Annotated in this window: 21 protein-coding genes; 14 read left to right on the forward strand and 7 right to left on the reverse strand. The window is 34.9% G+C overall.

The genetic code is table 11. From position 1 onward, the window contains the following. Window positions 1-11: 11 nt before the first annotated feature. Genes HMPREF2580_RS02690 through HMPREF2580_RS02710 form a run of 5 tightly spaced genes read right to left on the reverse strand, consistent with a single transcriptional unit; the run spans window position 12 to window position 3596 of the window. Entirely contained in the window at window positions 12-701 is a 690-nt protein-coding gene (locus tag HMPREF2580_RS02690; protein ID WP_070830318.1) for an urease accessory protein UreF, read from the reverse strand. Then, the gene (gene ureE, locus HMPREF2580_RS02695; RefSeq protein WP_002443831.1) at window positions 694-1146 is read right to left on the reverse strand and encodes an urease accessory protein UreE; all 453 of its coding nucleotides are present in this window, start codon (window positions 1144-1146) and stop codon (window positions 694-696) included. The genes HMPREF2580_RS02690 and ureE overlap by 8 nt, the downstream gene beginning before the upstream one ends. Window positions 1147-1159: 13 nt before the next feature. Next, on the reverse strand, window positions 1160-2875 hold the full coding sequence (ureC, locus tag HMPREF2580_RS02700; protein ID WP_070830319.1) for an urease subunit alpha: 1716 nt from the start codon (window positions 2873-2875) through the stop codon (window positions 1160-1162). 2 nt (window positions 2876-2877) lie between these two features. Next, window positions 2878-3282: an urease subunit beta gene (locus HMPREF2580_RS02705; RefSeq protein ID WP_070830320.1), complete on the reverse strand. Its 405-nt coding sequence runs from the start codon at window positions 3280-3282 to the stop codon at window positions 2878-2880. Window positions 3283-3293: 11 nt separating this feature from the next. Then, window positions 3294-3596 carry an urease subunit gamma gene (locus tag HMPREF2580_RS02710; RefSeq protein ID WP_037541599.1) on the reverse strand — a complete coding sequence of 101 codons (303 nt, stop codon included), beginning with the start codon at window positions 3594-3596 and terminating at the stop codon, window positions 3294-3296. A gap of 255 nt (window positions 3597-3851) precedes the next feature. Here HMPREF2580_RS02710 and yut point away from each other — a divergent pair, with 255 nt between their 5' ends. From yut to HMPREF2580_RS02740, 6 genes are all read left to right on the forward strand, one after another. Next, on the forward strand, window positions 3852-4751 hold the full coding sequence (yut, locus tag HMPREF2580_RS02715) for an urea transporter (RefSeq protein WP_070830321.1): 900 nt from the start codon (window positions 3852-3854) through the stop codon (window positions 4749-4751). 341 nt (window positions 4752-5092) lie between these two features. After that, window positions 5093-6238 (forward strand): acyl-CoA dehydrogenase family protein, encoded by a 1146-nt coding sequence (locus tag HMPREF2580_RS02720; protein ID WP_070830322.1) that lies wholly within the window; start codon window positions 5093-5095, stop codon window positions 6236-6238. A gap of 211 nt (window positions 6239-6449) precedes the next feature. Next, window positions 6450-7370 (forward strand): ABC transporter substrate-binding protein, encoded by a 921-nt coding sequence (locus HMPREF2580_RS02725; protein ID WP_070830323.1) that lies wholly within the window; start codon window positions 6450-6452, stop codon window positions 7368-7370. A 121-nt stretch (window positions 7371-7491) separates the two neighbouring features. Next, entirely contained in the window at window positions 7492-8430 is a 939-nt protein-coding gene (locus HMPREF2580_RS02730; RefSeq protein WP_141756842.1) for a nucleoside hydrolase, read from the forward strand. Between the two features lie 111 nt (window positions 8431-8541). Next, complete coding sequence (locus HMPREF2580_RS02735; protein ID WP_070830325.1) at window positions 8542-9090, forward strand: biotin transporter BioY; 549 nt, start codon at window positions 8542-8544, stop codon at window positions 9088-9090. Between the two features lie 39 nt (window positions 9091-9129). Then, entirely contained in the window at window positions 9130-9885 is a 756-nt protein-coding gene (locus HMPREF2580_RS02740; RefSeq protein ID WP_070830326.1) for a GNAT family N-acetyltransferase, read from the forward strand. Between the two features lie 38 nt (window positions 9886-9923). Here HMPREF2580_RS02740 and fdhD read toward each other — a convergent pair whose 3' ends face one another. Continuing rightward, window positions 9924-10715 (reverse strand): formate dehydrogenase accessory sulfurtransferase FdhD, encoded by a 792-nt coding sequence (gene fdhD / locus HMPREF2580_RS02745; protein ID WP_070830327.1) that lies wholly within the window; start codon window positions 10713-10715, stop codon window positions 9924-9926. Between the two features lie 217 nt (window positions 10716-10932). Between fdhD and modA the strand changes: the two genes are divergently transcribed. The 5 genes from modA to HMPREF2580_RS02770 all read left to right on the forward strand — a co-directional run bounded on the left by modA (window position 10933) and on the right by HMPREF2580_RS02770 (window position 14815). After that, window positions 10933-11727, forward strand: coding sequence for a molybdate ABC transporter substrate-binding protein (modA, locus tag HMPREF2580_RS02750; RefSeq protein WP_070830328.1), 795 nt, complete (start codon window positions 10933-10935; stop codon window positions 11725-11727). Between the two features lie 13 nt (window positions 11728-11740). Continuing rightward, window positions 11741-12412 carry a molybdate ABC transporter permease subunit gene (gene modB / locus HMPREF2580_RS02755; protein WP_002443804.1) on the forward strand — a complete coding sequence of 224 codons (672 nt, stop codon included), beginning with the start codon at window positions 11741-11743 and terminating at the stop codon, window positions 12410-12412. Continuing rightward, entirely contained in the window at window positions 12413-13021 is a 609-nt protein-coding gene (locus HMPREF2580_RS02760) for an ATP-binding cassette domain-containing protein (protein WP_070830329.1), read from the forward strand. Between the two features lie 252 nt (window positions 13022-13273). Beyond that, the gene (locus HMPREF2580_RS02765; protein WP_070830330.1) at window positions 13274-14278 is read left to right on the forward strand and encodes a ThiF family adenylyltransferase; all 1005 of its coding nucleotides are present in this window, start codon (window positions 13274-13276) and stop codon (window positions 14276-14278) included. A gap of 18 nt (window positions 14279-14296) precedes the next feature. After that, window positions 14297-14815, forward strand: coding sequence for a MogA/MoaB family molybdenum cofactor biosynthesis protein (locus tag HMPREF2580_RS02770; protein WP_070830331.1), 519 nt, complete (start codon window positions 14297-14299; stop codon window positions 14813-14815). A 26-nt stretch (window positions 14816-14841) separates the two neighbouring features. Here the strand turns inward: HMPREF2580_RS02770 and moaC are convergent, their stop codons facing one another. Beyond that, window positions 14842-15330, reverse strand: coding sequence for a cyclic pyranopterin monophosphate synthase MoaC (gene moaC, locus HMPREF2580_RS02775; RefSeq protein WP_070830332.1), 489 nt, complete (start codon window positions 15328-15330; stop codon window positions 14842-14844). Window positions 15331-15391: 61 nt separating this feature from the next. Between moaC and glp the strand changes: the two genes are divergently transcribed. From glp to HMPREF2580_RS02790, 3 genes are all read left to right on the forward strand, one after another. After that, the gene (gene glp / locus HMPREF2580_RS02780) at window positions 15392-16651 is read left to right on the forward strand and encodes a molybdopterin molybdotransferase MoeA (protein WP_070830333.1); all 1260 of its coding nucleotides are present in this window, start codon (window positions 15392-15394) and stop codon (window positions 16649-16651) included. Continuing rightward, the gene (gene mobB / locus HMPREF2580_RS02785) at window positions 16648-17127 is read left to right on the forward strand and encodes a molybdopterin-guanine dinucleotide biosynthesis protein B (RefSeq protein WP_070830334.1); all 480 of its coding nucleotides are present in this window, start codon (window positions 16648-16650) and stop codon (window positions 17125-17127) included. Before glp ends, mobB begins: the two co-directional genes overlap by 4 nt. Next, the coding region (locus HMPREF2580_RS02790; RefSeq protein WP_070830335.1) for a molybdenum cofactor biosynthesis protein MoaE at window positions 17128-17540 on the forward strand (413 nt) is incomplete at its 3' end.

The following is a 17540-nucleotide window of genomic DNA, read 5'->3' on the forward strand; positions in this document are numbered from 1 at the left end:
AATTTGGCCTCCTATGAAATAAATATTCTTACATTAACATTTTCATGTTCCATTTGATTAAGTTCTAGACCTGGAGCGGTCATGCCAAAGTTAGATTCTTCTAAATCTATAATGTGATCACGTGTTTTTTCAATATATGGAATCATTTCTTTGACTACTTTTTGTCCAGCTGTTTGTCCGAGAGGAATAGCTCTTACAGCATTTTGCGTTAGACTTGAAACATTTTGATATAAATAGTAATCGATAATCGTATTGATATCGAGACCTAGGTGATGTCCTAACATGGTAAAGCAAATCGCAGGGTGCAATTTCGCTTTTTTAAGTTTCATCTGATCATGATACCAATGAATCCAAGTCGCATCGTAAAGTTCCAATGCTAATTTAACCATACGTGTACCCATCTGTTTGGTACCCACACGTGTTTCTTTAGGTAAACTTTGTACGAAAATTTTTTGATCGATTTCTAGTATTTTGCTCTCGTTATTATTTTCTAATGCGTCATATACGATTCTCATGGCTAAGCCATCAGCATACGTTAATTGTTCATTTAGGAATAGTTTTAACCAACGTGTAAATGATTCAGCATCATTGACTGTTTCTCGTTGTATATATGTTTCAAGTCCAAATGAGTGACTAAACGCACCGGTTGGAAATTGTGAATCACAGAACTGAAATAATCTCAATTTTTGATGATCAATCATGAGAATGTCCTATATGTCTAAAGGCTTGATTTACCTTTCTATCTTCGTGGCTATAAGGGATGCCTAGTTGTTTTAATAAATCTTCTACGAGATAGTCATATTGAACTAACATTTCAGTTTCTGTAAATTGAGCAGGGAGATGACGGTTACCAAGTTGATGTGCGATATCTCCCATTTCTTTAAGATTTCTAGGTTTAATAACTAGTAAATCTTCAGAGTTAACGTCGACAATAATCATATTCTTATCGTCTTGAAATAAAATATCTCCATATTGCAGATCGATAGGTTGTTTTAAACGAATACCGATTTCATTGCCATGATCAGTTGTAACACGTTGGATGCGTTTAACTAAATCAGAATTTTCTAAGTAAACTTTTTCAACGTGCTTTTGCTTTTCTTCTGGAGATAAGTTTGCAATGTTGCCTTGAATTTCTTCAATAATCATTTGTGTATGCCTCCTAGAATAAGAAGTATCTTTGAGTAAGTGGTAATTCTGTTGCCGCCTCACTGGTGATTTTTTCACCATCAACAAATACTTCATAAGTTTGCGGATCTACATCTAATTTAGGTGTAGCATTGTTGTTTTTCATATCTGCTTTAGACAGATTACGAATGTTTTTAACGGGACGAACCATACGTTTTAAATTTAATTGACGGTAGATACCATTTTCATAAGCAGTATTAGAAACGAAAGTCATTGCTGTATGTGTAATATTTCCGCCATATTGACCGTACATTTTACGATATTTTTGAGGTTCAGAAGTTGGAATAGAGCCGTTTGCATCACCATTAACCGCTGAATTGATAAGACCGCCTTTAACGATAAGTTCAGGTTTAACCCCAAAGAAAGCAGGTTCCCACATTACAAGGTCTGCAAATTTACCAGCTTCAACAGAACCTACGTATTCAGAAATACCATGAGTAATCGCTGGGTTGATAGTATATTTCGCAATATAACGTTTAATACGATTGTTATCATTATATTCTGAATCTCCTTCAAGGAAGCCACGTTGTGCTTTCATACGGTGTGCAACTTGCCAAGTACGAAGGATAACTTCGCCAACACGTCCCATTGCTTGAGAGTCTGAACTAATCATACTGAAGACACCCATGTCTTGGAGTACGTCTTCTGCTGCAATTGTTTCCTTACGTATACGAGAATCTGCGAATGCAATATCTTCAGGTATAGAAGCATTTAAGTGGTGTGTAATCATAACCATATCTAAATGTTCATCGACAGTATTTTGTGTGTAAGGTAGGGTAGGGTTCGTAGATGACGGTAGAATATTAGGGTAAGAAGCGGATTTAATTAAGTCTGGTGCGTGTCCACCGCCAGCACCTTCAGTGTGATACATGTGAAGTACTCGATCTTTAACAGCTTCCATCGTATCTTCCATAAATCCTGCTTCATTTAGCGTATCTGCGTGTAATGCGATTTGAATATCAAATTCATCTGCAACATCTAATGCATGACTTAATGCTGAAGGCGTAGCTCCCCAGTCTTCGTGTACTTTAAGACCAATAACACCTGCATGAATCTGTTCGATTAAAGCAGTGTGGTTAACGGCTTGACCTTTACCAGTAAATCCTACATTAATAGGTAATTCTTCAGCGGCTTCTAACATACGGTGAATATGCCATGGTCCAGGTGTTACAGTAGTAGCTTTTGCACCTTCAGAGGCACCAGTTCCTCCACCAATATGAGTTGTGATACCACTTTCAAGCGCAACTTCCGCTTGTTCAGGATTAATAAAGTGAACATGTGTATCAATACCACCAGCAGTAACGATTTTACCTTCTGCTGCAATGACATCTGTAGTAGAACCAATAATAATATCTACGTTATCCATAATGTCAGGGTTTCCAGCTTTACCAATTTTGAAAATGTAACCATTCTTAACGCCAATGTCTGCTTTGACAATTTTGTCATAATCAATAATAAGTGCATTGGTAAGTACTAAATCCGCAACATTTTTATCGTCTCGAGTGACGTTAGGGTTTTGAGCCATACCATCTCTGATAGATTTACCACCACCGAAAGTAGCTTCATCTCCATAATTGGCATAATCTTTTTCAACTTGTGCAAAAAGGTTTGTATCACCTAATCTCACTGAATCTCCAACGGTTGGACCGTATAAACTTGTATATTGAGATTGTGTCATTTTAAAACTCATGATTACTTACCACCTTTTTTATTTGCGTTTTGCTCGCCTTCATCCCCGAAGACACCAGCATTTTCATCTTCCTTACCAGTAGGGCGATATACGCGTTCTTCATCTATATCTCCATTAACTAAACCACGGAATCCATAAATTTTGCGACGTCCAGAAAATTCAACGAGTTGAATTTCTTTTTCATCACCGGGTTCAAATCTTACCGCAGCACCGGCAGGAATATCTAAATGTTTACCGTAAGCTTTTTCACGATCAAATTTTAATGCCTGATTAGCTTCGAAAAAATGGAAGTGTGAACCAACTTGAATAGGTCGGTCACCAGTATTCTTAACTTCTAAGACTGTTTCAGGATGATGCTTATTTATTTCTATTTCAGTATTTTTAACTTTAATTTCTCCAGGAATCATTTTTGTCCTCCTTAAACTATTGGATGATGGACAGTAATTAATTTAGTTCCATCTGGGAATGTTGCTTCGATTTCTATTTCTTTAATCATACTTGCAACGCCATCCATGACATCTTCTTCATTTAAAATCGTTTTTCCATAGCTCATAAGTTCAGCAACAGTTTTACCATCACGTGCTCCTTCTAGTAGTTCATCACTAATTAAAGCGAGCGCTTCAGGATGATTAAGTTTAAGGCCTCGTGCTTTTCTGCGACGAGCGACTTCTGCAGCCACAACTATCATTAACTTGTCTTGCTCTCGTTGTGTAAAGTGCAAAATAATCCCTTCTTTCAAAAAATTTGCCTTGCAAAATTAATATTAAGACGATTTAATTAAATTAACAAGTAAAACGAGAAGAAAATTTTGGTTATTTATATAAAGATGGTTTAAACTTAGTATATATTTACCAATAAATATAAAATTTATCTAATGTTTAAAAAAGTTCTATTAGAAAAAGTATTATTAATATCAGAAGCATTTTATGAATATGCTAGAAAATGCTTTTAAATTTTAAGAATAAAGGTGAAAGAATTGAAAACAATTAGTATTATGTTAAAGAATATCTCTCAAGTTTTATTAATTAATAATAAGTGGACCGGATTGTTTGTATTAATTGGTTTGTTTGTAGCAAATTGGCAAGTTGGTTTAAGTGCACTCATCGCTAGTGCTATCTCATTTATTTTGGCTCCATACATGAATTATTCACAAGATGAGATTGACAATGGTCTCGCAGGTTTTAGTCCTGTTTTAACAGCTGTAGCGCTCACACTTTTCCTTAATCATAATTTGAGTGGCTTAGTGATTACTTTAATTGCAACCATTTTGACGCTACCAGTAGGTTCGGCTATTAGAGAATTGTTAAAGCCTTATGGTATAGCGATGTTAACATCACCTTTTGTGATGATGACATGGATTACTGTGTTGATACCTGGTCAAGTTAAATCGTTAAATACACAACTTGATATCATCCCTAGCCATATTAAGAAAACATCGTTTGATACGGGGAATGAAACAATACAATTTTTCCAATCTTTAACTGAAGGATTTAGCCAAATATTTCTTGTGCCAAGCGTGATAGGCGGCTTGTTGATTATAATTGGAATTTTTATAGGCTCAATAAAGGCAGCTATCTTATCAATTGTTGCTAATATTATTGGTTTCTTAATTGTAGGATTGTTAGGTGGTAATTATAGCGATATTAATGAGGGCTTGTTCGGCTACAATTTAGTTTTAACAGCGATTGCTTTAGGAGTCACTTTTAAATCTACAATGAACGCATATTTAGCAACAGTGCTTGGCATTGTTTTAACAGTCTTTATCCATTTAGGATTAAATACGTTATTAGAACCGTTTGGATTACCTGCACTTACCATGCCATTTATTTTAGCTACATGGATCATGTTATTTGCTGGTATGAAAAATCGTGCATAAGGTGTCGCATTTGTTTTTATAAAAAGTGATAATCATATATGCATACAGAAAAAGAATTTTTAAATTTAAAATAAAATAAATGATATAAAATGAGCTCCTAAATGGATTGATTAAACATTCATTTTAGGAGCTTTTAGATTGCGATTAATTTTTTATCCTTGATACTTTTAGCAATTCATATGACATCTGCTCATAGTGAGATTGTTTATACGTATGCTTATGTTACTACTTTCTTTACATTTGAATCATTTTCGATGTCAGTTGACTTCCATATATAAAAGTCGAGTGTTAAACTAGGAATAATTAAAGGGATGTAATTATGAATATTCGAGGTGAGAGTTGTGGTACAGTCATTTCTAGTACGCACAGAAATTCAAAAGCGGTGGATTCAAAAATTTAAAGAAGTGGAAGATGTATTTAAAGAACGCGCTACTGAAAACGATGAAAAAGCGCAATTTCCATATGAAAATATCGAATGGCTTATTCAAGAAGGCTATACAAAACTAACATTACCGAAAGCCTATGGAGGCGAAGGGGCAACCATTGAAGATATGGTTATTCTTCAAAGTTATTTAGGTGCCATAGATGGTGCTACTGCTTTATCGATAGGTTGGCACTTAAGTGTGGTGGGCCAATTATATGAGCAACATATGTGGGATCAACGAATGCTTGATGCATTTGCTAAAGAAGTAGTCAATGGTGCACTTGTAAATCGAGCAGTAAGTGAAGCCGAAACAGGAAGTCCAACAAGAGGTGGTCGCCCAGGTACACATGCGGTTAAAGTTAACGATGGTTACGTATTAAATGGGGTTAAAACTTTTACATCAATGAGTAAGGCATTAACGCACTATATTGTTGGTGCGTATGTTGAAGAGATTGATTCAGTTGGATTCTTCTTAGTTCCTCGAGAATATGCAGGTGTAGAGGTTGCTGATAACTGGAATATGGTTGGTATGCGTGCAACTGAAAGTCATGATCTTGTATTGAATGATGTTCATGTACCAACAGAATACTTTGTTGAAGCTGGACGTAAACCTCAACCGAATGGCTGGATTCTTCATATTCCGAGTTGTTATTTAGGTATCGCACAGGCCGCTCGTGATTATGCTGTTCATTTTGCGAAAAATTATAGTCCAAATAGCATCGAGGGAACAATTGCAGATTTACCTACTGTCCAACAAAATTTAGGAAAAATGGAAAGTTTATTACTATCAGCAAGACATTTCTTGTGGAGTACTGCACATGGGTATCAATTATATGAAGAAGATGCTCAGATATGGAATGTAACCTCTGCGAGTAAAGTGATGGTGATGAATCAAGGACTAGAAGTGATTGATTTGGCAATGAGAATTGTTGGTGCTAAAAGTTTAGAAATGGATCGACCCTTACAACGATATTATAGAGATATGCGTGCGGGGCTACACAATCCTCCAATGGAAGATATGGCCTATACGAATATAGCTAAAAGTATTACAGGTAAGATGTAAGGAATGTTTAAGATTGAACGAAGCTTGATATAAGTGCACTTTTAAATGTGAATCTACTGCCAATATGTTAAAGGAGACTAAGATTATTAATTGTAGCTTAGTCTCTTTTTAATTTTCCAAAAATATTTACTTAACAAACTATTGTAAAACTACAAATATTTACGTATAATTAATCGTGAAATTGATAATCGTTATCATTTAGGAGGAAGTTATGAAAAAATTATTATTACCTTTGATTGCGTTAATCCTAGTATTAGCCGCATGTGGTAACAATTCAGGTAGTGGGTCAAAGGATTCAGATAAAAAAGCAGAAACAAAGTCATACAAAACGGATGACGGCAAAACAATTAAAGTGCCTAAAAATCCTAAGCGTATTGCAGTAGTGGCACCTTCATACGCTGGTGGAATTAAAAAATTAGGCGGAAATGTTGTCGCAGTAAGTAATCAAGTTGACCAAAGTAGTATCTTAAAAGATAAATTCAAAGGTGTAACTAAAGTGGGAGACGATGATGTAGAAAAGGTAGCTAAACAAAAACCTGACTTAATCATTGTTTTAGATCAAAATAAAAATATTAAAAAATACAAAAAAATCGCAGCTACAGTACCATTTAATTACCAAAAACATAAATATTTAGAACAACAAGAAGAATTAGGTAAATTATTAGGTAAAGAGGACGAAGTTAAAAAATGGGAAAAACAGTGGAAAGATCAAACAGCTAAAGATGGCAAAGAAATCAAAAACAAAATTGGTGCTGATTCTACAGTCTCAATCTTCGATGAATTTGATAAAAAATTATATACTTACGGAGATAACTGGGGCCGCGGTGGCGAAGTCTTATACCAAGCATTTGGTCTGAAAATGTCTAAAGGCCAACATGACTTAACTAAAAAAGCGGGTTGGGCTGAAGTAAATCAAGAGCAAATTGAAAAAGTTGCTGGTGATTACATTGTTTCAACAAGTGCAGGTAAGTCTACTCCAGGTTATGAGAAAACAAATATTTGGAAAAACTTACCAGCAGTGAAAAAAGGCCATGTTATAAAAGTTAAAGCTGAGACGTATTGGTATAATGATCCATATACTTTAGACTTCATGCGTAAAGACTTGAAGAAAAAATTAATGGATGCAAAATAAAAGGGAATTAACGAATATCAATTGAGTAAATGGAAGAGGTTGCCGATAAAAGGTAGCCTCTTTTTTAAAATCAACATAATTAAAATTTGTTAAAATAAATTAAAAGAATAGAGGAGGAAGAATGATGACTAACGTTTATTTTAACCATGATGGTGGCGTAGACGACTTAATTTCTTTATTTTTATTACTCCAAATGGAAGATGTGGATCTGATTGGTGTGAGTACTATTGGAGCGGATTGTTATCTAGAACCTTCACTTAGCGCATCTATTAAAATTATAAATAGATTTTCAAATAAAGGTATTCAAGTTGCCCCCTCACACGAAAGAGGTAAGAATCCTTTCCCGAAAGAATGGAGAATGCATGCATTCTTTATGGATGCACTACCAATTTTGAATGAAACACGTACGCCTAACCGTGCTAAAGTCAGTGATTATGAAGCGTATGAAGATATTATTCAAAAGGTTAATATGAGCTCTAAAAAAGTGACATTATTATTTACTGGTCCGCTTACAGATTTAGCCAAAGCAATTCGTCACAACGACGCCTTTTTAGCGAATGTTGAAAAATTAGTTTGGATGGGCGGTACATTTTTAGATAAAGGTAATGTAGAAGAACCAGAACACGATGGAACTGCAGAATGGAATGCATTCTGGGACCCTGAAGCGGTGAAAACGGTTTTCGATAGTAAGATTAAGATTGATATGGTCGCTCTCGAAAGTACAAATCAGGTGCCATTAACCTTAGATGTACGTCAACGTTGGGCTGATGAGAGAGAACATGTAGGTATAGATTTTCTAGGGGTAAGTTATGCTGCCGTGCCTCCATTAACACATTTCGTAACGAACTCAACCTACTTTTTATGGGACGTACTTACAACAGCTTATGTAGGTAAACCTAAACTCGTTAAATCAGTGAAAATGAATGTAGAGGTTATAAGCCATGGTCCTAGTCAAGGTAAAACTTATAAAGATGAAAATGGGCGCAAAGTGAATGTAGTTAACTACGTAGAAAGAAATGCGTTTTTCGACTATATTTCACAGCTTGCTAAACGAGTATAGTGATTAAGCATTTTTATAAAGAAGAAAAAGACCAGTTAACTAATGTAAACTTTTTATTTATTAAAGTTTACAATGATGATATAATCATTCTCATGTAAGGAGGATGAACAAATGACTACGAAACACTTAGTTTATACAGCTTTAATGACGGCAATTATTTGCATTTTAGGATTGGTTCCTGGTATACCCTTACCATTTATGCCAGTGCCTATCGTATTGCAAAATATTGGGATCTTTTTAGCAGGAATTATTTTAGGACGTAAGTTGGGAGCTACCAGTGTCATCGTATTTTTACTATTAGCTGCAACTGGGTTACCAGTATTATCAGGAGGACGCGGAGGTATTGGTGTCTTTGCTGGTCCTTCAGCTGGATTCTTATTCTTGTATCCATTTATTGCCTATTTTATAGGCTTAGTAAGAGATCGCTATTTTGGGAAAATTAATTTTGGCGTACTTCTAGTAGCTACGTTAATCATTGGCGTATTAGTATTAGATATTTTCGGTACCATTATTATGGGATTCATTATACATATACCGGTTTCTAAGGCAATTTTATTGTCATTTACATTTATGCCAGGGGATATCATTAAAGCAATTATTGCTAGTTTAATTGGTGCCACAGTTTTAAATCACACACGATTTAGAAGTCTGATACAATAAGGGTAATCAATTTTAGAAATATTTGCAGAGGCGATAAGTATGTCACGGATAACGTTTGAAGATATCTATGTCGATGGTACAAAGTGGTCTGAAGATCAACGCAAAGTCATTTATTTAACTTCGAATCAACCATTACAATTTTCGAGTAATACTTGGTTTTACAAGGTGATGCCTTCTATGAATCAATGGTTAGAAGATATCAAGGTGCAGCAACGGCTTCATACTCAACAGGGCTCGAAACATCTTTCGTTTTACTTTCCGGAAAATGAACCACTCACTCAGCAATGGATGAATTTCATTCAAGAGCGAGGGTTTGAGCTAGGATTAATGGAATTATATGTTGTAGAGGGCGAAGATTTATCGAAATTGCCACAGAATCAGCAAGTAGAGATTCGGCATGTCTCTGAACAAAATATTGAGGATTATTTAAAAATTTATCAATACTTTGCTCAACCGTTTGGTGAATCATACGCCATTGCAAGTGCACAACATATAAGAGCTTATTATGAGAACGATATTCCACAAAGACTTATCGCATATATTAACCAACAACCTGTTGGCATCGTGGATTTGATTGTTTCAATGAAATCAATTGAAATTGATGGCTTTGGTGTACTAGAAACCTATCGTCATCAAGGGGTTGGTTCAACGATACAAGCTTATATAGGTGAGTTGGCTGAAAAGAAACCCGTTATACTTGTCGCAGATGGAGAAGATACTGCCAAGGATATGTATCTTAAACAAGGTTATACGTTTCTTGGTTATCGGTATCAAATTTTAAAAGAAAATATTTAAATAAAAAGCGAATTAGAAAAGGAATGTATGTTCCCAATCTAATTCGCTTTAATACGTTCTGGATGACTATATATGTTGAAATTACCATCACGAATGAAACCAATTGCGGTAATATTTAAATCTTTAGCTAATTGCACAGCAAGCGTAGTTGGTGCAGATTTAGATAGAATCACTCCAACACCTATTTTGGCAGCTTTGATTAAAATTTCTGAAGAAATACGCCCGCTAAATATAAGTACTTTATTTCTAACTGAAATATGTCTTTGTATACAATATCCGTATAGTTTATCTAGCGCATTATGACGTCCAATGTCCTGCCTATGTTCAAAGAATGTATCTCCATCACTGATTGCAGCATTATGAAGTCCACCGGTTTGTTTGAATATCACACTTGCACTTTGAAGTTGTGTCATCATTCTTAGAATTTGTTGTGGTTGTAATTCGATTTTTGACATTGACGTTTTTGCAATGGCTGCATCATTATGAAAATAAAATTCACGGCTTTTTCCGCAACATGAAGCAATCATTCTTTTAGTTGAATATTCAAAACGATCGCCTAATGATTTTGTTAATTCGACATGTGCAAACCCTTTACTATCGTCAATTTGTATTGATTTTAATTCATCTCTTTTTAAAATAGCGCCCTCAGAAGCTAAAAATCCTAGAACAAGTTCTTCCATATTTGTAGGACTACAAATAACGGTAGCGAACTCTTCGCCATTGACCATAATTGTTAATGGGAATTCTGTTACGTAATTATCTTCTATTTCAAATAATTCACCATTCTCATAACGCACAATTGATTGGTCAGTTGATACGTCTTTATTCATAATATTGTGCCCCCACTTTAGTCATAATATAATCATAAAACTAAATGTTGGAAATTTAAATTCTTTTGTTTATAGGTTTATATTGCTAAAAATGTTATTAAATAAATTAGCTTAGCATTCATTAATTATTACGAATTTGTTCAATAACTTTTACATAAATATCCTTTTCAAAGTAAAACAAAAGAGTATAATAAAAACAGAGTGGAGGGATTTATTCATGAAAAGTAAACACATTTTAGCTTTAATTATTGCAGTGTGCTTAGTATTAGCAGGATGCTCTAATTCTAGTAACAGCAATAAAGATGGCGATAAAAAAGAATCTAGTTCGTCTGACAATGGTAAAAAACAAGAATTACAAATTTCTGCAGCAGCGAGCTTAACAGACGTAAGTAAAGCACTTGAGAAAGAATTTAAAAAAGACCATAAAGATGCAAACATTAAATTTAACTACGGTGGTTCTGGTGCATTAAGACAACAAATAGAAACAGGCGCACCTGTAGACGTATTTATGTCAGCTAATACAAAAGATGTCGATGCATTAAAAGATAAAAAGAAAGCACACGATACATACAACTATGCTAAAAACAAATTAGTGCTTGTAGGCGATAAAGATAAAAACTATCAATCAGTTAAAGATTTAAAAGGTAATGACAAACTTGCATTAGGCGAAGTTAAAACTGTGCCTGCAGGTAAATATGCTAAACAATACTTAGATGACAACAAATTATATGATTCAGTTAAAGATAAAATTATCTATGCTAAAGATGTTAAACAAGTTCTTAACTATGTAGAAAAAGGTAACGCGCAAGAAGGCTTCGTTTATAAAACTGACTTATACAATCAAAAGAAAAAAACTGATAAAGTAAAAGAAATTAAACAAGTTCAATTAAGTAAACCAATTGTGTATGAAGCTGGCGCAACTTCAGATAAGAAATTAGCTAAAGAGTGGATGAAATTCTTAAAATCTGACAAAGCTAAAAAAATTCTTAAAGAATACCAATTCTCAGCATAAGGAGTTATAAACCATGCCTGATTTAACGTCATTTTGGATATCTTTACGTGTTGCAATAATCAGTACAATTATTGTTACAATACTAGGGATTCTTATTTCTAAATGGTTATACAATAAGAAAGGGCATTGGGTGAAAATCCTTGAAAGTTTTATTATATTACCTATTGTGCTACCACCAACGGTACTAGGTTTTATATTATTAATTGTATTCTCAACAAGAGGACCTATAGGTCAATTCTTTACAAATATTTTACACTTACCCGTAGTGTTCACATTGACAGGTGCAGTTATTGCATCTGTCATTGTTAGTTTTCCACTTATGTATCAACATACAATTGGTGGCTTTAGAAGTATTGATAGAAAGATGTTGAATACTGCACGAACGATGGGAGCGAGTGAATCTAAAATATTTTTTAAATTAATTTTACCTTTATCTAAACGTTCAATTTTATCTGGTATAATGATGAGCTTTGCACGTGCCATTGGGGAATTCGGTGCAACATTAATGGTGGCAGGTTATATTCCTAATAAGACGAATACATTGCCTCTTGAAATCTATTTCTTAGTTGAACAAGGTAAAGAAAATGAAGCTTGGCTCTGGGTACTTGTACTAGTCGCTTTCTCTATAACAGTGATTGCTACAATTAATTTAGTTAATCGGGATAAATATAGGGAGGTCGATTAGATGTTAAGAACTCAATTAGAATACTTGTTAAAGGACACACAAATCCATGTCGATATCGATGATCATGTCCCTAAGATTTACGCTATTCGTGGACCATCTGGAATTGGGAAGACTACAGTATTAAATATGATTGCTGGTTTGAGAGAAGCAGATTATGCTTATATTAAGGTGAATGAACGTGTGTTGACTGATTCGGAGCATAAAATCAATGTCAAAATTCAACAACGTCACGTGGGCTACCTATTTCAAGATTATCAATTATTCCCTAATATGAGTGTTTATAAAAATATTACTTTTATGGCTGAACCATCTGAACATATTGATAATTTAATACAAACGCTCAACATCGGTCACTTGATGAATCAGTACCCGATGACATTGTCTGGCGGTGAAGCGCAACGTGTAGCTTTAGCGCGATCACTGAGTACGAAGCCAGATTTAATTCTACTCGATGAGCCCTTTTCAAGTTTGGATGATGCAACAAAAGAAGAGAGTATTGAACTTGTTCAAAAGATATTTAATGAATGGAAGATACCTATTATATTTGTTACGCACTCAAACTATGAAGCTGAAAAGATGGCACACGAAATCATTAATATTGGAAAGTAAATAATTATAAATATAAGAGGTTGGGAACTTTAAAGTTTACGCTTCTGCGACACCGATTAACGGCGTCCCAAAAGCAAGGTTTTCGGCAGTAACACTCACAATTCGACAAAATTTGAGAAACAATTTTGCTCATTGTTCGTTTCTGCTCAAATCCTAAACACTTTTGTTCCGACCTCTTTTAGTGTTTAAATTTTGTGACTTATCAAGATAGCTTATATAATGGAAACAATGATAAATGAAAGGGTAACTCATATGAATCAAGAACGTTATTCGAGACAAATGTTGTTTAAACATATCGGTAATAGAGGCCAAGAGAAAATCGAACAACAACATGTGCTGATTATCGGGATGGGGGCACTAGGTACGCATCTTGCTGAAGGTTTAGTGAGAGCAGGTATTGGTAAATTAACTATAGTAGATAGAGATTATATTGAATATAGTAATTTACAAAGACAAACCTTATACACGGAAAATGATGCAAGAGAAGCTTTGCCAAAGGTGATTGCTGCACAACGTGCACTCACACATATTAGGAATGATATTGAAATTCATGCATTAATTGAACATGTGAATTATCAATTTCTAGAGAAGCATGGTAAAGATGTGAACTTTATTCTCGATGCGACAGATAACTTTGATACAAGACAATTGATTAATGATTTCTCGTATAAATACGGTATACCATGGATTTATGGTGGAGTAGTTCAAAGTACGTATGTAGAGGCAACATTTATACCTGGGCAAACGCCATGCTTTAATTGCCTTATGCCACAGCTTCCTTCAGTCAATTTAACTTGTGACACAGTGGGTGTGATTCAACCCGCAGTTACAATGACTACAAGTTTACAATTAAAAGATGCTTTAAAATTACTTACCCAAAATGAAATCAAAACGCGTTTAACTTATGGAGATATTTGGGAAGGCGATCACTTCACAATTGGGTTTAGTAAAATGTATCGAGAGGATTGTCCTACGTGTGGTCATCATCCGTACTATCCACATTTAAACCAAGAGAAACAAAGTTATGCGACATTGTGTGGTCGTGATACAGTTCAATATGAGAATCGTAATATTTCCCAGGAAATGCTCATTGCTTTTCTTGAGCAACATCAAATTCATTATCGTACCAACAATTATATGACGATTTTCAAATTTAGAGGACATCGCATTGTTGCTTTTAATGGAGGCAGATTCCTGATTCATGAAATGACGCATCCTCAAAACGCTATGCAATTAATTAATCAATTATTTGGATAAAATAAGGAGTTGAATATGATGCACAATCATCAACACGAACATGTTAAATTAGAAAGAAATATTAATGTAGCTGTTCTAACCATTTCTGACACAAGAGATGAAGAGACTGATAAAGGTGGTCAATTGGTACAATCTCTTTTAAAAGAGATTAACGTAACCGTGGAGAAAGATAATTATAAAATTGTTAAAGATGATAAAAATGCAATTACTTTACAACTTAAGCAATGGTTAGATGAACATGAAGAAATTGACGCCATTATTACTACAGGTGGGACTGGCATTTCTCAAAGGGATGTTACGATTGAAGCAATACGACCGTTGTTAACTAAAGAATTAGAAGGCTTTGGAGAGTTATTCCGATATTTAAGTTATACAGAAGATGTAGGCACACGTTCACTATTATCACGTGCAATTGGAGGAACTGCTAAAGATAAACTTATCTTTGCGTTGCCAGGTTCCACAGGTGCGGTTAAACTTGCGATAGAAAGATTAATTAAGCCAGAACTTAATCATCTTGTGCATGAATTGACTAAATAATATGAAGGAAACAACTAGCGTAAAGACTAGTCGTTTCTTTTGTAATCTCCGGATTTGCCACCGGATTTAGATTCTAAGTATGTTTCACCAATAATCATGCCTTTATCAACAGCTTTCGTCATATCATAGACAGTTAAAGCTGTCGCTGAAGCTGCTGTTAAGGCTTCCATTTCAACACCTGTTTTACCAGTGGTTGAAACAATGGCAGTAATATTAAGAACATAAGAAGGTGCTTGAGTGGTATCCCATTCAAATTGCACATCAATACCTGTTAATGGTAAAGGATGGCACATTGGAATAATCGTAGACGTGTTTTTAGCTGCCATGATTCCAGCAATCTGGGCTGTATTCAGTACATTACCTTTCTTATTTGTATTATCGATAATTTGTTGATAAATGATTTCATTTACAGTAATGCTTGAATGAGCACGAGCTTGACGTTTGGTCACTTCCTTTTCAGAAACATCAACCATCTTAGCATTACCTTGTTTGTTAATGTGTGTAAAGTCAGTCATTATATACCTCCTAGCAGAACTTAGTATATCACGAAAATATTTATTTTTTGGAGATGAAAATATGTCAGTTGAGAAAAGAACCCCAATACCAGTAAAAGAAGCTATTTCACGAGTGATGAAGCAAAATGTAGAAGTACGTAAAACTCAAGTAAAATTAGATGATAGCTTAGGATATGTATTAGCTGAAGATATCGTGGCGACATATGATATACCTCGCTTTAATAAATCACCATATGATGGCTTTGCGATTCGTAGTGAAGACTCTAAAGGCGCAAGTGGTGAACATCGTATTGAATTCGAAGTAATAGATCATATCGGTGCTGGATCAGTTTCTGATAAGAAAATTGGGAAGAATCAAGCAGTCCGTATTATGACAGGTGCACAAATACCTGAAGGCGCGGATGCTGTCGTAATGTTTGAACAAACCGTTGAATCTGAAACAACATTTACGATACGTAAACCATTTGAACATTTTGAAAATGTATCATTAAAAGGGGAAGAAACGACGACAGGTGACATTGTCTTACAAAAAGGTCAACATATCAATCCGGGAACTATTGCCGTATTAGCAACTTATGGTTATACAGAAGTACCAGTAGCAATGAAACCGAGTGTTGCAGTTATTGCTACTGGTAGTGAGTTACTTGAAGTAGAAGATGAACTTGAACCTGGTAAAATTAGGAATTCGAATGGGCCTATGATTAAGGCGTTAGCTGAAAGTTTTGGTTTAGAGGTCGGCGCATATAAAATCCAACAAGATGATCTTGAAAGTAGCATTCAAGTTGTTAAAGAAGCGTTGTCACAACATGATATGGTGATTACTACTGGCGGTGTTTCAGTAGGTGATTTTGACTATTTACCAGAGATTTATAAAGCAATCAACGCTGATGTCTTATTTAATAAAGTCGCTCAGAGACCTGGCAGTGTAACAACTGTAGCATTTGCAAATGGTCAGTATTTATTTGGACTATCTGGTAATCCTTCAGCATGTTTTACAGGATTTGAACTTTACGTTAAACCTGCTGTGAATAAAATCATGGGTGCAAAAGCGTGTTATCCTCAAATGATTAAAGCGACATTAATGGAAGATTTTACTAAAGCGAATCCGTTTACGCGTTTCATTCGTGCGAAAGCGACGTTAACTCCAGCAGGTGCGACAGTAGTCCCTTCAGGTTTTAATAAATCAGGTGCTGTTGTTGCGATTGCGCATGCGAATGCGATGATTATGTTGCCAGGAGGTACGCGTGGATTTAAAGCCGGTCATACTGTTGATGTGTTACTGACGGAATCCAATGCCTTTGAAGAGGAACTGTTGTTATGATTTTACAAATTGTCGGTTTTAAAAATTCTGGCAAGACGACTTTAATGGCACATGCGGTTTCATTTTTAAAGGAAAAAGGATATACAGTTGTAACGATTAAGCATCATGGACATCAAGGTGAAGATATTACCTTGCAAAATGATAGTGTAGACCATATGAAACATTTCAATGCAGGCGCTGACCAAAGCATTGTTCAAGGTGCTACGTATCAACAGACAGTGACACGTTGCTATAAACAGAATCTTACTGATATTATTAACGAATCTGTTACAATTGATTGTAATATCATCTTGGTTGAAGGATTTAAAAATGAACATTACGACAAAATTGTTGTATACAAAGATGATAAGGAATTAGAAAAATTATCAAAATTAACGCATGTACGTTTTAAAGTGAATTTGAATGAGCCGAATGCCTATAAACATTTTGAAACAGCATTGTTAGAATTGATTAATTATAGAAGGATTGAAAGATAAATGAAGCAATTTGAAATCGTGACTGAACCGATTCAAACTGAGCAATATAGAGAGTACACAGTCAATGAGCATCAAGGTGCAGTTGTCGTTTTCACAGGTCATGTTAGAGAATGGACAAAAGGTGTGCGCACAAAATATCTAGAATATGAAGCTTATATTCCTATGGCAGAGAAGAAATTAGCGCAAATTGGTGATGAAATTCAGCAACAATGGCCTGGAACAATTACTACAATTGTCCATCGTATTGGACCATTGAATATCTCAGATATTGCTGTACTCATTGCAGTTTCTTCACCACATAGAAAAGATGCGTATCGTGCAAATGAATATGCGATTGAACGTATTAAAGAAATTGTACCAATATGGAAGAAAGAAATTTGGGAAGATGGTGCAGAATGGCAAGGCCATCAAAA

Source organism: Staphylococcus sp. HMSC036D05 (genome assembly GCF_001836225.1).
Classification (GTDB): Bacteria; Bacillota; Bacilli; order Staphylococcales; family Staphylococcaceae; genus Staphylococcus; species Staphylococcus caprae.

Bases quoted from the DNA above. Each gene is read 5' to 3' on its own strand.
- HMPREF2580_RS02690 (WP_070830318.1), bottom strand. From the start codon at position 701: ATGATTGATCATCAAAAATTGAGATTATTTCAGTTCTGTGATTCACAA.
- ureE (WP_002443831.1), bottom strand. From the start codon at position 1,146: ATGATTATTGAAGAAATTCAAGGCAACATTGCAAACTTATCTCCAGAA.
- ureC (WP_070830319.1), bottom strand. From the start codon at position 2,875: ATGAGTTTTAAAATGACACAATCTCAATATACAAGTTTATACGGTCCA.
- HMPREF2580_RS02705 (WP_070830320.1), bottom strand. From the start codon at position 3,282: ATGATTCCTGGAGAAATTAAAGTTAAAAATACTGAAATAGAAATAAAT.
- HMPREF2580_RS02725 (WP_070830323.1), top strand. From the start codon at position 6,450: ATGAAAAAATTATTATTACCTTTGATTGCGTTAATCCTAGTATTAGCC.
- HMPREF2580_RS02730 (WP_141756842.1), top strand. From the start codon at position 7,492: ATGATGACTAACGTTTATTTTAACCATGATGGTGGCGTAGACGACTTA.
- HMPREF2580_RS02735 (WP_070830325.1), top strand. From the start codon at position 8,542: ATGACTACGAAACACTTAGTTTATACAGCTTTAATGACGGCAATTATT.
- HMPREF2580_RS02740 (WP_070830326.1), top strand. From the start codon at position 9,130: ATGTCACGGATAACGTTTGAAGATATCTATGTCGATGGTACAAAGTGG.
- fdhD (WP_070830327.1), bottom strand. From the start codon at position 10,715: ATGAATAAAGACGTATCAACTGACCAATCAATTGTGCGTTATGAGAAT.
- modA (WP_070830328.1), top strand. From the start codon at position 10,933: ATGAAAAGTAAACACATTTTAGCTTTAATTATTGCAGTGTGCTTAGTA.
- modB (WP_002443804.1), top strand. From the start codon at position 11,741: ATGCCTGATTTAACGTCATTTTGGATATCTTTACGTGTTGCAATAATC.
- HMPREF2580_RS02760 (WP_070830329.1), top strand. From the start codon at position 12,413: ATGTTAAGAACTCAATTAGAATACTTGTTAAAGGACACACAAATCCAT.
- HMPREF2580_RS02765 (WP_070830330.1), top strand. From the start codon at position 13,274: ATGAATCAAGAACGTTATTCGAGACAAATGTTGTTTAAACATATCGGT.
- HMPREF2580_RS02770 (WP_070830331.1), top strand. From the start codon at position 14,297: ATGCACAATCATCAACACGAACATGTTAAATTAGAAAGAAATATTAAT.
- moaC (WP_070830332.1), bottom strand. From the start codon at position 15,330: ATGACTGACTTTACACACATTAACAAACAAGGTAATGCTAAGATGGTT.
- glp (WP_070830333.1), top strand. From the start codon at position 15,392: ATGTCAGTTGAGAAAAGAACCCCAATACCAGTAAAAGAAGCTATTTCA.
- mobB (WP_070830334.1), top strand. From the start codon at position 16,648: ATGATTTTACAAATTGTCGGTTTTAAAAATTCTGGCAAGACGACTTTA.